The organism is Chitinophaga sp. YR573, assembly GCF_900110995.1.
In the GTDB taxonomy this organism is placed as follows: domain Bacteria; phylum Bacteroidota; class Bacteroidia; order Chitinophagales; family Chitinophagaceae; genus Chitinophaga.
Genome location: NZ_FOJF01000001.1, coordinates 3,727,005 through 3,745,364, shown reverse-complemented (window position 1 = coordinate 3,745,364; position 18,360 = coordinate 3,727,005). Strand labels below are relative to the sequence as shown.

At 40.8% G+C, this 18,360-nt stretch carries 3 protein-coding genes; all 3 read right to left on the bottom strand.

Going from position 1 to position 18,360, the window contains the following annotated elements:
- Window positions 1-78: 78 nt before the first annotated feature.
- The 3 genes from BMW86_RS15865 to BMW86_RS15855 all read right to left on the bottom strand — a co-directional run bounded on the left by BMW86_RS15865 (window position 79) and on the right by BMW86_RS15855 (window position 18,357).
- Window positions 79-813: a hypothetical protein gene (locus tag BMW86_RS15865; protein ID WP_143056588.1), complete on the bottom strand. Its 735-nt coding sequence runs from the start codon at window positions 811-813 to the stop codon at window positions 79-81.
- A 91-nt stretch (window positions 814-904) separates the two neighbouring features.
- Window positions 905-1,888 (bottom strand): hypothetical protein, encoded by a 984-nt coding sequence (locus BMW86_RS15860; protein ID WP_089782703.1) that lies wholly within the window; start codon window positions 1,886-1,888, stop codon window positions 905-907.
- Window positions 1,889-1,899: 11 nt separating this feature from the next.
- The gene (locus BMW86_RS15855; RefSeq protein WP_089782702.1) at window positions 1,900-18,357 is read right to left on the bottom strand and encodes a hypothetical protein; all 16,458 of its coding nucleotides are present in this window, start codon (window positions 18,355-18,357) and stop codon (window positions 1,900-1,902) included.
- Window positions 18,358-18,360 lie beyond the last annotated feature (3 nt).

Below are 18,360 nucleotides of genomic sequence, written 5' to 3'. Positions count from 1 at the left end.
AACAAGATGTTGGGCGCGGATAGGGTCAATCAAAATTATCAATTACTACCGTTAAAAGGACGGCCTAAGAGCTTATTATTAACTTTCAGAATTAATTTTAAATATAGAACCAGCAGTTCTTATTGCCTGCAGGTAATCGTAAACGCAAAACTTAGGGTCAACTCTAATTTCAATATCAAAGGGCTCAGTATACGTGTAATCTCTTTTACGGAATACTTTACTTGATAGCTGATGGTAAAGTGTTGCTCCATGCTTTCTGGGTCCTGTACCGTCATTAAAAAGTAGTTCCGGGGAAATGACATTGTTAAACTTCCTTCCCGCATTCCACATCCAGGTTCGCATCTCACAAATCCATTTATTCCCCGGCAGGTTTAGGGCTATCATCTTAATATAAAGATCTATGGATTCTTTTTCTACCTGGTACCAAAAGTCCGCATCAGCTCCTTTCCCGAAACAATGAAATCCAAATGCTTTTGAAATGCTATCAGGACATCCGAGCAAATACTCAAATTTGCCGGTATCCAAATACTTGCCGGCCTCACTCCAATACCAGTTTTCATCTTCAGGAAGGTTTGGTATCTGATATACCAGCATATCAGATTCAATGAATAGAAAGTGGCGCTCCTTATTTTCCGGGAATTGCTCCCAGAACCTGGCAAATAAATACGGTTTTGAACTAGCTGGATATATCCGCCCTTCTGATCGCTCCGGGTAATAAAATATGCTGGCGTATTTCTCTAACGATTTTATCTCCAGGCTGGCAGGTACTCCCTCCTCCAGGAGAGTGAGGAAATAAATATCTTCCTTATTCACTCCTAGCTTGATAAGGGAAACCAACAGCGTTTTCAATTGCCAGATAAATAAAGGTTTATCAGGTTGGGCACATATGAACTTCATTTCCAGTTTATTTCAATATTCTTATCAGGAAATCATTTATGGTAACTTGCGGGATAGTAAGGTCTAATACTTTCTCATAAGACTGGCCGACAGCGACAGTATCGGTAAATGACAAAGAAGGGTCGTCAGAGGCAGTAAATTCAACTTTGACGGGCACACTCTCGTTATTTGATCCCGTTATGCTAAGAGTCATCGATGTGGCAGCAGAGCCAAATCTAACAGTATCAAAGTCGCAATACATGTAATCTGTTAAATTGTACACAGTATCCGGCCAAATCATTTTGGGTGTCCCAACATCCCCGCCATTATTTAATATCGTGTTTACTTCAAAATAGGAACTTATAAGTTTACTGCCACCTAAAGCAATAATACCTTGTCCAGGATTGCTGTTAGAATCAAAAGCATTTAGGTTCAGGTAGATTTTAGTTCTACCCCTGGGAAGGGCCGGTAGCGCCGGAAAAATATTATTACCCTCAACAGGCATTGGTATTGTTCTGGCATATCTTATCATATCATTGGTAACAATAATCAGGTCAAGACCACTACCATAGCTGTAATATGGATTGCCATCAGGAGAAGTCATGAACGCTGAAATAACTGGATAAATAGGGCCTGGAATATTTTGAGCATTAAAAAGAGTATAAGCATCTGCATTCCCATGTTCTATACTTTTCTCATAGATTAACTGCGTCTTGTCCATGTCACCATATAACTTATAAACTAAGGTAGCAAAACCGTTACCCCCAAAGCTATAGATCTGATTAAAACCTTCCACCAGCAAGGTTATACATCCTCCCTCCTGGTCACTTATGGTAGTGGACGACGTAGTAGTTGTGCTGAAGCCGGCGCAGGTTAATGCGCTTATAAGGTCGTCGATAATATACCAGTTTCCGTTTACCAGTCCGCAATCCTGGGAAGTGGGTCCGGTATACTGGGTACATTCATTACCGGAAATATAATTGCAGGGCTGACAATTCCTCATAGTAGGCATAGTAACAGTTTTTATCTTATTCTTGCACGGGAAGTTATAGTAATACCATACTCCCTGGCCAGATCTTCATTAAACATAGCAACATAGGTCATCAGCTCTTTTGATACCGGAAATGTTTTAAACAGGTATTTCATAACCTTGTTCTTTTCAGCGCCCTTTTCATCTCCAATGAGTAGGAAATAGGATTCCATTGTCATTCCGCTGGTAAACCTGACAATATCATTAATAAGCTGCACTGATGGGAAAACACTACCATTGGCAATGGCCGTAAAAGAAAGCGGATTTAAGAAAAATCCCAATTCATCTGTCATTTTATCAAGTGTTCTGGTAAGCCATTTATAAACGCCTGTCGTCCTGTCATCATCGTCATCTGGAACTTCTGATTTGGCAAACATTAGCATTCCCAGCATAGACATCATTAGTCCTACTTCTTTGAGCTGGGTACGGATACCCTTAACATACATATCAACAAAATCAGCCTCCGTCATTTTGAATGGTCTGCCGGTAGCTTCCGCCTGACGCTTTTTCTCCAGGTAAACTTTTCTGGCAATATCAATAAGACCTTCGTTTTTACCAGCAAGTGATGCTATAGAAGCTTTGGCACCTGTAAGTATTCCATGCCTTAGTGCATTAAAAAGCATAGCTACCCTACCCCATTCATAGCTATCAGTACCAATCTGGTAGCGGAATTCACCGAATCTGACATCGGCCATCCTGGGTATCCAGTTTTTAAACATCATAAATGACTGCCCTAAAAGCGTCATACGGTATTGGGAAATATCGTCCTCGCTCATGTTGCCCAAAGCATCCTTGCTAAACTGCTGAATATTATTGCGTAGATCCGCTACTGTTTTGGAGTTTCGGGTAATGCCATCCAGTACAATTTTATCATTCTCGATTTTTGCAACTACAGGCAAAGATTTTGTATTTTTTAACTGCTCAATCTCTGTTTCAATTTTTGCACGGAGCGCCTGCTGATCAGGGCCACTTAAGCTATAAATACTCCCGTAATTATTGAGGTCTTTTACGTGCTGACGAATATTTACCAGCTTACCATCGTTAACCATCGTATTACTAAACATGGCCAGGGCTGCTGGATATTGGACTCCTTTATCAGATGTTCGCATCAGATAAAACAAATGATCACTGGAGAGCAGTTTGACGGCTTTGGAAACAGAAAGCTGTTTAATCTGCTCACCAGTACGATCTTCTGTCAGGGGAAGAAAATAGTTCAGCAGGCCGGCATGTATTTTCCCTTCTTCAGTATGAAATTTCGCACTGGCCAGCTGTAACGCTCCTTTTGTATAATCGGATTTTGTGAAATACTTTCCAGCGAGCATATAGGCATTGGCTTTACCTCCCAGATAGTTAGTTAAAGCAGTAGCCAGGTTGAGACCCAGCACTTTCATCTGAAAGAAACGATTTGTTGCTCGGATCATTTTCTTCCCGGAAATGGTAATTTCCTCTTCACTGGAGACAGGCATCAGGTCCGACTTAAAAAATTCATTTACTTTTTTTGCCAGCCGGTTATATTTAAACTGAAAAGTTACATCCTGCCCTTCGGAAAGACGCTTACCATAGAAGTAATAATCCATGTAGTTTTTGAAGTATTCAGTATTTTCTACGTTATCTATTAAAACAGGCTCTCCGTCCTCTTTGATAGCAATACCTCCTGTCCTCTTTGACCTGGATATAGCCTGCCTGTTTTTTTCCGTAAAATGAAGCAATCTAACAGTATCTACTACTTCAGATTTGTGGCGATACTTGATAATTTCCTTTTCCCAAAGGGCCATCACCTTAAATATATCCGTGCTTTTATTTGCATAATCACTGAATAACTCCCCGTCCTTATCAAGGATTTTTTCGCCCAGGTCATAATGATAAAGTGATGAGAGCTTGTCTTGAGGATTTCCGTTGATATCAGTATAACCGAAAACTTCATCGTTATTATCGATTCGGACTGAATTCAAAAAGTTCAGATTTGCACTTTTGACCACGCCGGACTCGGCTCCAAAAACAATCTTATCCAAAAAATCCTTTCTTACATTAGGAAAAAATGTTTTTCTCTCCCAGGATTTTAACATTCCTAATTTATAGGACTCTTCCAGCTTAGCTATCCAGAAATTATATAACGCTAAAACAGGTTCATTGTGGGGTTCATGTAAACGAGCGAATTCTTTGGATTTCCAGATATTTAAGTCAGGATAGGCTTTTAGCTTATAATTAGCAAGACTTATAGCCGTATCTGGATTATCCATGATATCAAAATGCTTTTTAAAGTCCTGTAGCCTGGCTATTTTAAGGGCAGCATCTTCTTTTTCGTCCTCATGCAACCTGGATGTCTCAAAATTCTTCTTACGAAGATCCATCTCCTCTTTATACCATTTGTTATAGGCTTCCAGATCAATATTGCCCATTACCCATGAGGCATTCTTCTTAGTAAGCGCATCGGTCATTTCAGCATAAAACTCTGGACTTGTTGTAGATATTACTTTTCCGTTCCATCTGCCTTTTGCATCTTTCTGAAAAATCATATCCTGTAATTCCTTAAAAGAAAGCCCGCTTGTACGAAGCCATTCGCTCACTTTCTTTTCTAACGAGATAAGCTTCTCAATTTCCTCTGAAAACTCAATCTGAATACGGGTATTGATATTTTTCACGATCTCCCAAAGGATCTCCGTGGCTTTTGTGGCACCTTGAGAAAGTGACCTGACCCATTTCTGATACCAGGTAACCACTTTTTCTGGCTCCAGGACATCTTCCACTTCAAGACCACGAGCGATGCTATTGACACGCAGGTTATTGGCAAGAGTTATAATCCTGCTTAATACCAGCTCTGCGTCATCACTTATCATTTCAGACTCCTGAAGAATTGGCTTGCTTTCAGCGTCCTTGTATGAGAATATCTTCCGGAATGTAACATTGAAGTCTTTATAAAGGGTGAGTACATCCTCAGCATCCAGGATCTTTCCGGAAAGTTCATTAACATCAGTTGCATTCAGCTCCTGTTTGCCGGAGTCCAGCAATTCAAAATATTTACGGAAGAAAGCATTGAAGTTGTAAATATCATTTTTGGCAAATTTGAAAAGCGTCTCCGTCTCCTTCTTCATTTGTAGTCTGCGGATAGCAGTTGTGATGTCATTAAGCCGCTGGTTTTTCAGATACTCTGCTCCGGGATCAGACCTGGTATCAAAAATCTTTTCATGAAGGCTATTGAGGGCAAATATCAACTTATCCAAATCCTTGTTACCAGTACTTTCGTACTTTGTTGGAACAGGAAGTAAAGTATCATCAGTAATAGCTTTGACATTAACATTTCCGATTTCTACACCAAATAACTTTAATTTGGTGCGTTCATTATCCTCAAAGGAATATAGAGCCTTTATGGGTATAGCTCTGGTCATACCAAAATTATCCTTTACTGCGCCATATACAGGGCGGGAAAGCATTTTTAAATATTCAGATATCTGGATATTCCAGGCTTCTTTCTTGTAGAAAGGAATATCTGTGGCCTGCTCTTTTAAATTTACAAACTTCCAGTCGAGAATATGGATCTTTCCAGGTGTTCCGTCAGCGTTATCTGGCTCAATGGCAAGAAAGTCGATGGTACCGGCCATATCTTTCTCCTCGTCATAAATCATTAGCTCACTAAAGAATCTGGTACCGGCCTTAAAGCTGCGAAGACGCTCCCGCATGTTGTTTTCCAATGTCCTATAAAAAGAGTTGTCTGTAGGAGACAAACGGGAAGGAATGGTTTGTAAAAGCTCCTCATTTCTTAAAAACCCGTCATCACCAATCATGCGGTGAAAAATATCCTCCAGATCAGCGTGTCCATCTGTTCCCTTTTCCTTCTTCTGATCATTGATTGCCTTCTGAAGCTCTGTTTCAGAGATTTGTTTATTGCGAAACTTACGTTCGTAATAAAGTTTTGATAGATTGGTTACACGCTCACTTACCCTTTTCCCCCCAATAACATAGTAACTATCCTGACCATTGGTAGCTGAAACTTCTTTAGAAAGTTGGGAATGAAGATTTAAAAGCTTGTCAGAAAGCTGGCTCTGATGAGTGTCTTTATTCAATTGAAAAAAGACTTCATTCTGACCTGTTATTGGTTCATCACTAAATTGTCCATTTAAAATATTGCCTGCAGCAGTTTCAAATAAATTTAAGGGGCCTTTGGAGAAAAGATTCTTTAGGAAACTAATTATCCTTTCCCACCATGATCCCACCTGGGCCAGTAATTCAGGTTTTTCATTGATGCCTTCTGACTTATTAATGATTACCTCTACCAGGACTCTGGCGATTGCTTCTTTTTTGAGTTTTAAGATATCTGGCTTTCCATCCTTTTGATATAACGGCTCATTTCCATAGAGAGATAATATATCGTTATACAGCCTGAACTTTCCTATATCTCTGAGCAGCCCTTTAAAAAACTGCGGATTAGACTGCTGAACTAGCTCTACGGCAAAGTGCATAGCCTCCTCCGGGAGGGCTGTATCATGTTTACCGTTTACAACCTGAATGGTTTTATTCAAAATATCGGCTACTGCACTGGCATCTATCCGTTTTCCATTTACAACGATCTGATTAACATCCTTTATTTGTACCCCGATTTTTTCAAGGAAATTGTAAACTTTATCGAGCGTTTGCTTTCCTGCTTTTGATGGGATGGTTGTATCTACATTAGAATCATTTAACTGCAGCATCTTTTCATCCCTGTTTTGAAAAGCACCGATAACCTGGGCATCAGAAAATTCATCTATTTTTTGGTTGGAAGGCAGTACAGAGACGCGAGGGTGATCATAATATTCCAGCACAAGTCCTGGTTTTCCCCAGGCATTGATCTGTTTGTAAATGTAAAATTTTGCGCCAGGTCGCTTCACCTGATCATCATCATATGAGAGTGCAACGTCATTTCCATTTGTATCCTCCATCATTACTTTCTGAAAAAGCTTAATAGAAAAAAAGGAATAATCACCGTTCTTCCTCATCTGTGCTTGTTCTACAGGAGTGTATGGTGCTTTCGTTACCGGGTTAATGGCTATCTGCCTGATCTTTACAACCGGGTAATTACTTTCTCTGGACTGGAAATGAGTACTTAGCTGGATAAATTGGTAAGATCCATCTACTATGCTTAAATTCTTGTAAAGTCGTGTTGGCACCTCATAAAGAGGGGTAAATGAGCCGTAGTAGGTAGATATTTCCTTTGGTTCAACAGTGGGGACAACGCGCTCATCCCAATAATGAACTCGCTGGAATGCAAAGCTGGAAACAAAATCACGGATAAAGTTACCTTTGCTTAAATTTTCGAGGGCGCGAGTCACTATCGGCGCGTAGTCCTCTACAGGAATAATATCTGTAAATGATATTGGAGATCTTCTCGATCCTGATTGCACCAGCGATAACAAGATCAGTCGTTTATACAGACCTGCAGAATGCACGTTGTCTCTGAGCTCACGCATGGCTTCCGTGTAAAGATTGGAAGTATAGCTATCATATGCTTTCTCAGTCAGCTTAACATTTTGTGGCTCAATGGTGGAAGCATCATCGTAAACAGGTTCCAGTAACTTAAGTATTGTGTTTTCGGAAAGATCACTCCCGGCTGGAATTGCTTTTTTAAAGGCCACCAGTTCTGCTGCCACGGCATCCTGTCCGAGTAACAGATCCTGAATTTTTGTATTCAGACTGTTTTCTGAAGCCAGTTGAGTGATAAAGTCCAGGAAACTGCTCTGGAGTTTTGAAGCGATAGTGAGAAAATCATCTTCTGACACTGCTCCATCTTTAGGCAAATAATAGGATAGAATTTGCTCAAAACCCTGCATGGTAGATGGCCTGTCAAAAAGAAATATTTCTCCTAAAGCTGATTTAACTTTTCCCAGATACTGGGCAATGGTGCCAATAAAAGACTTATCCAGTAATTTATCAATGCTATTAAAAAGATTCCCTTCTCTTGCCTGTCTGGTGAAAGTCTGCTTTCTAAAGACCAGGGAAGCGTCACTAAAATAATCGGTGTCGTAATTACTACCTTGCGTTAATTTAAAAAGGTGACCTGAAAAGACCGAGTATTTTAGAAATTCATCGAGTATTTGCTGCTGAATACCATTTTCAATATCTGAGAACTTCTTCCCTCTACTTTTTTTCTCAATAAAGGTTTTTAAATTGCTGGTGTCAATTGCGCCGACAGCAACTTTTCCGGTAGGATACAAACCTTTTGCCTGATTAATGTACCTGATTGTCTTTTCAGAAAAAACAGTATTAAAACCTTTGATGGAAAGCAATCTCAAATAATCCTTAATGATGGGTTGGTTCATAAAAAAGATCACATCCCTGGTCGGCACCCCGATTTTTTCCAGGAACATGTATGTGCTGGCAACATTGAGACTGGCCCCAAGTTCAATGATAAAGGGATCTTTTGCCACGTCTACATAACCATTTATGTACGAGCTGATCTTATCTGAAATATATTTTCCAATAGTATCCTTAATGGCCGAAATACTGATAAATTCCTCACCATCCACACTCACGGTATTATGAGGCAACTGAACGGTTATATTTTTGACAACTGATTTTTCTGCATTGGAAAGTTTGTTATTAAAATTTCTGTGATCAAGGACAATTCCGGCTAGTTGGCTTAAGGCAGTATTGGTTTGCTGAAGTGCTGCAATACCTACTCCATCCTTTCCACTCAGAAAATTATGCCTGGTTTGTGACATATAAAATGGATCCAGCAGTAATGAAAAATTTCCTTTTGTTTCCTCAGCACCTATACCTAGCGCCTGGTTGAGTTCCCCCCGAAGAGCTACCAACTCATCGGCACTGTTAGGCTGTATAAGCCTTTCAAAATTTTCGGGCAGGGATAATAACTGCTGAAGTGTCCTTATATATTCATTTTCCAGAGCAGCGGAATCAAACATGGAATAAATCTGGTAAATATTTTTACCTGAGACCATGCTGGAAAACTTATCAAAGGGTATATATTTTTCAATTGCACGCTGGTAAGACTTTTCATTAATTCCTGCTTCTTTTAACTGTTCTGCCAGGCTGGAAAATACACTCTCTATTAATCTGGAATGCTCCTCTGAAAACCCTATTTTGTTTTGCGCCTTTAGTTGTCCTCTTTCCGCCTGCTCGGCAAGCTGCCGATGAGCAATGCGTAGGATGTTTTCGGTAGTTCCAAAGATATGATTATACAAAACCTTAAGTCCTTCGTCAGTCTGGGTATCAGCATGCACAAAAGATATCGGTTCAGGGAATCCGTTTTTACCGATGTAAAAGTTTTTTAAATAAGTATTCAGCTTATCAATGTCAAAGTCACTGCCGGCTTTGAGTACGATTTCGGAGGGGACTATAATTGTATCGCCCATCTCCTGGGGTAAAAAACCTTTAATTTTTATATGCTCAACGGAGTTAAGTTCCTGGGTAGGAATACGAAATCCAATACCAGTAAGCAAATCAGAACCTTTTGAGTTCAGATAATCTATTAACTCCTGGTCAGTTTTACCAGATCCCCTTTCAAGTAGTTTCTCCCGAAACCAGTGAGGCATATATACTTCTATATAAGGGGCGTCTCTGGTATAGAACTTTAAATCGCTGGAAGTAAGTCTGACGGAACTTTTCTCCTGGTCGGTTAGTTTATCAAAATCTGTGACCCTTTCCCAATTAGCTGTTTTGGCTCCTGCCGGCTTATACACCGCCTGGCGATTATTGCGTTCAAAAAGAGCAGAACTTACCTGCACCTTTGGCCCACCAGGCATTTTAGGCGACAATAACTTTTTATCTACGATAGAATAAATAATAGATTTTACTGCCCTGTAATTACTGATTGCCTCTAATGAAATTTTAAAGTCCCCCGTCTCTGCATCTATTCCGATAGCACTCTTGAAATTATCAGGTAAGTCCCTGGCTTCCGCCTCTCGGGAAATAAAAGCTGCCACAAGTTTTTTATCGGCAATGTGAAAGCCATTTTCTGTCTCCGAAATTCCCAGTTGGTCCAGTACCTGCTGATAGCCTTTATCAGCCATCGCCTTCAATATGGCAATGTTAGCTGAGATTAACTTATAGGAAGGAGATAGCTGTATCTTTTCGGTTTCTGAAAGTTTATTCCACGCAGCTGCATCCATGGAAATATCCTGAGGGATGCCGGATGCAAGTAAATTAATGATGGCAAGCTTTGTCAGTTGGGTTCCCCTGGTCTGTTTATGTTTTGTGCCGGCTGTTTCCAGCTGTATTCCAAAGTACTTAAATGGAACATTCACGTTGCCAGAAAATGGCTCCGGATTAAAATCGCCGTTTGTCTGGTAAACAGGATTCAGGAATTCAGCACCTACTTTACGGCCACTTTCCATAATTGCATAGGAAATACCTGCGGCGCTCATTTTACCATAGAGTTTGCCCAGACCTCTACCCTCTGACATCCTATAATATATAGGCATAGCAGAAGTTTTATCTAAAAAGATATCGGCAAACGCAGCTCCTGCTTTTACGCCAGTTCCAATCGGTTTTATAACATGAAAAATACCTGACTGCGGATTACCCTTTTTAACAAGATCTTCATCGTGTTTTCTCAAGTCTCCCCTGTTTTCATAGGAGAATCCATTAGTTTTGGATCTGCCCAGTCTTTCATAGGCCATCTCATACTGATACTGTCGCTCCATCGCATCCGTCCACCTACCGCCACTTTTTAGCAACAATTCACGATAGGCCGGTAGCGTTATCCAACTTTGAGCGTCGGCTTCGTTGGCATTCTCATATGCAGCTCTTAAGTTTTCTGGAATAGAATGATCTAATGCCAACGACCCTACGATCTCAATATCTGCCACGGTTGCAGTGACCATATAGTCCTTAAACTCCCAGTAACCAGGATCTGATAGCTTTAGCATAATCCTATCATCGGATAACGAAGTGGCATTCAATCGGTTGTTGGCAAACGTATTAAAATAAGGATCCGAATGATAAGTAGTCTCTCTTCCGGATAGGAAAGATTTGATTCTTTTGGTCGGATCTGAATATAAAGCAGGGTCTCCGAAAAATATCTTGTGAAATTCTGTATTCTGAATACTGTAGTTCAACGTGCGGAACCGAATAATAGAACGGATTTCAGCTTCAGTCAATTTTTCAGGTATCTTATTGTCATCCTTAAAATCACTATCAAGCCCGGAGAATGTATACAGGTTTTCATTTTCAGGCTTTATCACTTCATAATCCCTGAAGTAATTAAATAATTCATCTTCCCGCTTATCAAACCATTCTTTAATCTGCTGGCCGATGGCTGTGCGGTTATCACTAATCCATGTTTTGTGATCATAGCCAGTATTAATAGCAGCAATAGCTTTGGCATGTAGATCCTGGCCTAAGATCCCCTTAAAAAACCGGAGATCGGTTCCCTGTTTCCTAATATTTTTGATGTGAGAGCGATCTTTAAATTTTGATACCAGCTCCATTTCCGCCTGAAGATATCCACCAAAAATCCGGAAGACTTTATTTGATAGGACTCCAGGATTGGATAAATCCGAATAAGGGATATAATGAAACTTATCAAGATTCAAACTCCATTCAGTCCGGGAATCTGCTGGTAGCAACACATAATAAATACCATTCAAATTCTGGTTAAACTCCTGCAGACGTCTTCCTGAAAGGCTTAATTTTTCCGTGGAGGTTCCTGCCCGGGGACCTACTGGTTTCATTCCCTCTATGATAGAAATATTAATAGGATCTGGCCTTCGGTTACCGTCATCGTCAAACAATACACCACCGTTTTCCAGAAGTAAGGAACCAGTAGAAAAAGAATCTGAAAGATGCGGTAAAGCATTTACCAGGTCAGATTTTGTCGGATAATAATTCAGATCATTTAATATGGTGGATACATAATTGTGCAAAAGCAGATTTTGGACAGGTTCACCATCAATATTAAAATGCTGGCTTTCAGCACTTTCTCCATTTGCTTTTACATAAACCTCTGCCAGTTTTGTAAGTGCACCTGTAATCCCTAAGGATCTACCCGAAAGGGTGGCGATATCGGCAGTCTTTAATAGCTGGTTAAATAACCGCTGGGTAGCATCATTAAATTTCCTTTTATCCTTATCGGAAAGTAAGTCATAAGCCTGACTGGTAAAATCAATACCCAGGGAATTTAAAAATGATATTTTACCTGATGGCTGCTTTACAGCTTCGGTAAATGGAGCTAATTTTTTTGGATTAACCCTGTATCTATTAGTATCTACATAAATTAGTTTGTCATTGCCGGCATTGGCTTTCAGGTTATTTAGCCATGAGCTTATTACCTGGCTGGTCTGCCGGTTTTCATTTGCACCGGCAAGATAAGTCCGGCCTCCCTCATCCTGAATCTGGATGAAAAAGTCAGGTCTTTGTTTGGCAGAGACGCTATACAGTTTGATTAATAATTTCCAGTCATAAAGTGAAAGATTATCATAACCAGTCCCCGTTTTGAGTCGATTATATAGCCGTATGTAGGTTTTATCTTTTCTGGCCAGCCCTTTAATCTTCGATATCATATCGCTTGGGGAGATAGACCCTACGACCTCATATAGCATCCTGTTGAAGGTTCTAGCATAATTGACGAGCTGTGGGAGTTTGATAGAGGAGAGTTTTTTTGCTGGCGCAATCAGCACATCCTGTTTTGCCGAATTATAACCGTCATCTTCTACCTGAGTGAGGGTAGCAAATAATAATTTTATAGAAGATGCGGCATTCTTTCGCGCACTGATTTTTAAGATGTCTCGCTCATAATCACGCTGGTTTTTACCTGGATTATTGATAGCGGCCTCCAGTTCTTCCTGGTTCAGATCAGTTTCAAAAATCAGATTAAAAGGCTTCAGGAAAGATTCATTAATCTGCAAAAGCTTTTGCCAGTTGTTACTTATGGGTAGCCAGGTTTTATTATAAAAGTCAGTATAAAGCGCTATCGTTTTTTCAGCTTCTTTCTGATCTAGTTTAGCATCTTCAATATCTGCCAACAAACCCTCAGGGAGCGAAGTATCAAAATACACCTGCATCCGGTCATAAACCTTTTTATAGAGATCGGAAACCGAAAGATGATATTCATCAAACTCCACCAGACTTCTGTTTTCTGAAAACAACTCTTCAAATACCATCGATGTCATCCCTTCCATCACCTGTTGAATAAATCTGGTATTTAATCCGGGAATAAACCTGCTGTACTGCTCTGCTGAGACCCTATTGGCATAGGGAGGAGTCATGCGGGAATAATAACCCTCATTAATTCTGGAAAATATCTCTCGCATACTTGCTGCCTTTCCAAGCAGAACTGATTTAATAAAATTTAAAAGCCGCTTGAAAAAACCATCGGCTGCCGGCCTCTCTGGAAGTGTTCCGCTAAGATTAAATTCTCTGAATTCTTCAGCAATTTGTTCCTTGGCCTGGTGATCAGTTGCTTTATTATAGGAAACTTGATTACTACTAACCCTGTCTATAAATGATCCGGATCGTTTTTTAAATTCCTTTATAATCTCCTGCTGTTGTCTGGAGGATAAAAACATACCATATACTGCCTCAAATGCCTCGTGATAACCGGTACCTATTTCAGCCCCTTCATACAGGTAGATAGCATTATCCCGGAAAACACCCCATGCGTATCCTCCATCTGTTGTGGATATAAGGTTGTCTACTACGCGAAGCGGTACTGCCGGCAGCACTTTACTTAAATAGTCTTTGAACGCCGGAATATTCTCCCTGGAGCTAGGAAGATGGCTGATAATCCTGTACTGACCACCAGCGATGTCATTTCCTGATCTGTTTGGACGCAGGTTTTTAAAAATCTCTTCAGCAGTTTTACCAGACACATTACTTTCCGCCTGCGGGCCTGTATTAGTTGCTTCCGTGGCATTTAAATCTGCTGTTTGCGCTATAGGGGCAACAGCAGGGGAAGGAGCATTACTTTCGGGGCTAACAGTTAATTGTTCAGCTGCAGAGGTACGTTTCTCGATTTCGGCAAGTACTGCCTGGTTAATTTGAACAGTAGCAATTTGTAGAACGCTTGCCTTAAAGTCTTCTGTAAGCGCTTTTTTCCGCAAGTGTTTATAATCGGTAAACTGCACACCTTCAGCGGAAAAAGTTGCCGCCACGCTCGCCAGTTTTTTACCCTCAAAGGAAATCAGGTTCAGCGTGACCCCATCAAGTACAAAATCACCTGCTTTTATTATAGGTTCAAAATCTGCGGTTTCAGCCACTGGAGTAATACTTTCTCCAGGAGGAGGACTTTGCTGAGCAAGGGGAGTAACGGTTGCAGACGTTGTAGTACCCGCCTGCTGAGTAGCTGTGTGGGGGAATATGTCAAAATTCTGGAGCGTAACATATCTTCCCTGAAAAGTAGCAGCATACTTATCAGATGTAGCAGCAACAGGTGCAATATCAGTTGTGAAAGGTATCTGGTCAGTAGCTCTTGCAGTTCCGGCTAAACCCGAAGTATCATCTACGGTGGTAATATATGAACCCGATAGCAGAAAGTGCTGATAGCTCTTCCACTGGACTTGTACTGGATTATCCTGGCTATCAATATCAACGATTTCATTAAATGGCTGAGAAAAGCGCTGAGTAAGCAGAAAATTATTGGCACTTACATAAACATCGTCCAGGAACTTTTCCAGCTGCGGCGAAGAGGAAAGCAATTGGGGCAGAAATGGGGTTTTATTTGTACTACTCCCCAGATACAGGTAACCTTTACTATACCATATCTGCCCTTTGGTGGCAGCTTTGGTATCACTGGGCTTTTTCCAATATAAAAGACCTTGAAAATAATTAAGAATTGCCTTATCGACAGTGCCTTTAGAGGCTCCATCAGCTAGTTTTACGATCAGCTTTTTTATAACCTGCTTTTCTTTGCCGGTAAGTTTTCTGTTATTAAGAGGAACAAGGGTTGCTCCGCGCTGAAGAATGGGCCTACCTAATGGTAAATAAATGGTCTGATCATTATGAATGATGCTACCCGCTTTTTTACCATTTACTTCTTCTGTTTGCTGCGTTGGAATTATTAGTAATTTATTACTGAGCTCCCTGGTCGGAACAAGAGACTCCGTAACAGCATATGAGTTACCGGTTTTATCATAAGATGCAAATCCTTTCGATACAGAGAACGGAAATACTTCATAGCCGGTTGCCCTGGATAATAAGGAAGTTCTTTTAATCCTGTAGGCATCCTGATAAGTCCCTGCCTGGGCAGGAGTAGAAGCCCTTTTCCCAGTTGATATATATCGTAATTCATAGTTTTTCCAGGTAAGCGAAGTACTGGGCATTGTGGTGTATACCAGCTTATTAAAGTCTGGTTTTGTACCCACTTTTTCCATGTTATTTCCACCCTGGTCTACAAAATAGTCTCCGGCAGATGTGGAACGAATAAATACAAGCCTGATAATACCTTCATTAATATCAGCCGAAGAAGTCGTGGAGCCGGGTACTTTATCAGGAATTAACCCCTCTAGGCCAAGCTGCTTCTGATTAGCAAAAGTTACAACTGCAACACGGATGTTTTCTTTATCTGTTATATCGTCGATATTATTTAATAACTTATTTGCCCTGCGATGAAAGTCATCATTTTCTCCGACACCGGAAATGGCTGAATTTTCTGATGTTGATGAGCGAAATAAGGTAGTGATATGTTTTTTTGCTCCCTGATCTTCATTTACCTGATCTATGATTTCTTTATCTTCCGCAGGATCAGTAGTCTGCGTTGTACCGGCAAGCCCGTCTGCTTCTGCAAAACCTTTGTCTACCTGAGTACTCACAACTGGGTCCTCAGTTAACTTTTGAATACTCTTTCGTGTATTTTCAAAATCGCTGTTAATGATGCCAAATGCTTTCTCCAGCTCATCTGCCAGCTGTTTATCGTCAAGAAAATTAATAATGTCAAGCTTTTCGGCAAGTGTCTTATTTTTCATTTCCTGCTCTAAATGATCGAATGCCGGAAGTTTTACCGTCTGATCGATAGCATCATTCATTTTTGATTCCAGGACTTGCGCTTCAATTTCAGTGAGAGGATCTGATAACTTATAACCAGACATTTCTGCCGGAAATAAAAACTTTGTCTGCCCGTCAGGTAGAGTTGTTCGTATTTCTCCAAGTGGATTGGTCTCGACAATATTTAACTCAGGATTTACAACAAAAGCATTCCCATTTCGCTGGTAAGTAGTGGAAGTACCGTACTTACTACCTGTTTTAACCTTATAATCATAACTTTTGCCATCCTGATCTACCTGAGGAATAATAATTTCAGTATCCCCGTTTTGAGTAACTACAGGCCCATATTTCTTAGTGATATATTCTTCCGGTTTATTTTTCAAGCTGTCATATTCCTTCAGAAACTGTTTTCTTCTCATCGTCAGTTCAACAAGATCTCTCAGATCGGCGCGTATATCATCTTTCTTATCAGCTAATATATTCAGGTTCTTAATCTGCTCTATAGCAGGACGGATAGTAGCCTCCGAGGGATGATCGCTCTGTGCCATTTCATCAAGGATAGGCTGAACGTTGATGCTGGCATCTATCAGACTGGAAGATAAAGCTGGTACCCTCATGTCATAATCACTCACCTTTGCTGCAGCATAAACCATTTTGTCGATAACTTCATCTGGATAAATACGCTTTCCATCTTTATCCTTTTGTCCACTGTACCGGATATTTAAGGATTGGTATAAATGGTTCACATTATCAGCATGGGTTTCCATATTGCTGATACGGGAAAGTAACTGCTCACTGGTAGTATCATCAGCGATGATACCCTGATCTTTTAACTGCCTGAGTCCTTCGGGAGTAGAAGCCAGCTGACGGTAGGTGGAGATATCATCTTTTACCAGGTCAAAACGACCATATTTTATCCTGGGGGCCAGATAATTGAGCGTAAAATCAGTCTGAAGCTCTTTAGCTTCAAGAAAATCGCCTCTGCGAATAGCTTCCATTCGCTGCATCTGGATAATACCACCACGGTCTACAGCGTCACGGGTATCTGAAAGGAAGCCAGAGAAAAGTTTATTATTGAATAAATTGATGGCCGCCTTATTAGTGGCGGCCTGGCTGCCACCATAACCGGTAAATCCACGTTCTTTGATTTGATGTCTTAACTCAAAAATACCACCGCTGAGACCTCCAATCAAAGCAGACTCCAATCCCTCTTTGGTAGTAATCCCCTGCCGGTAGCCCTCTCCCAGCAGATCTGAGAAGAAGTCTGTATCTTTTCCCTGCCTGGCTTTATTATAATAATTTTCAACTCCGAAATTAAATGAGGTCTGGCTTAATTCCTCAAATGCTTCTGATGGGGCAAAAAACAACCCAGCAACATTTTTAGCCCGATTTAGCATTTTCCCAAATCCTTTTTGAGCAATGGTAGAGGTAAACTTGCCTGCCTCTTTATCAAAAGCTACAGCGCTCGCATTCCTGACACCTGAAGAAAAGATACTTTTCTCTGCCTGATAGGAAGACCCTAATATTTTGGGTAGTTGAATGTAATTAGTTGCTGTTAAGAGGGGAACATTGAGTGCAAATATGGTATTACCCGCTTTTTCTGCATATTGATTGATCTGGTCCAGATCCTTGCCGGTAGGTCTTACCCCATTCTCTGTTACATAATTGGAAATCAGCTCGCGGCGGTAATCATTTAATTGCAAAAGCGCCTCGAAATTAGCCTCTCCAATGGTTGAAAGACCTGAGACCACAGCTCGTTGTGCAGTATTAAGTGTATTAAACCCTGAAAGAAACTCTCCGGCTGCTACCCGAATACTGTTAGTGGCAGCTGCACCCTGTTGCATTTGGGGTACGGCGGAAGCCATTTGCTCACTTAGTTCTGCCGCTCTGGCAAGCCCGCCTGCGGAAGCAACTTTGGAAAATAACCCCAGCGACCTTAGCGCCGCCCCATAAGTTAAGCCTGCTCCGATGGCTCCAACGGAGAATCCAAGATTTTTGATAACCTTATCGAACAGGAAATTAGCAGTAAATAAATTGGAAGGGGAATACCAGTCCGCATTTTGCTCCTTTGTAGTATAATAATTGGGGAGGCGATCCTCCATGTACTTATTGATATCGTCCAGTGAGCGGGTAAATTCATTATCATAAAAACTAGACATTTTTCCATCTGATACCGCGCTACCAATACCAACAATAAGACCTGCAGTACCATTTAAAAATGTTGTCCCCGCAAGTCCGGCACCTTTCATTATTCCATTGCCGGCTTTAGAGTACCAGGATTGATAAGATGCGTATAAGTCTTCGTTACTGGGAACAAAAGGGGAATAGTATGGATAACGGGCACCATCAGAACCTGTAGGCACCTGAGTGGCAGGAGTCGTCCCTCCGGAAAATGGAGTTAACCCGGTAGAAGCCTTTGTAGAGGGTTTATACTTATTTAAAACGCTGTTTGCATAATCGGTAGTTGGATCTCCGTTAACATAATTGGACTGAAGCAGCGAAAGGTCGCTGCTACCTTGAAGTACATTCTTATCTATCATGAT

Bases quoted from the DNA above. Each gene is read 5' to 3' on its own strand.
- BMW86_RS15860 (WP_089782703.1), bottom strand. From the start codon at position 1,888: ATGCCTACTATGAGGAATTGTCAGCCCTGCAATTATATTTCCGGTAAT.
- BMW86_RS15855 (WP_089782702.1), bottom strand. From the start codon at position 18,357: ATGATAGATAAGAATGTACTTCAAGGTAGCAGCGACCTTTCGCTGCTT.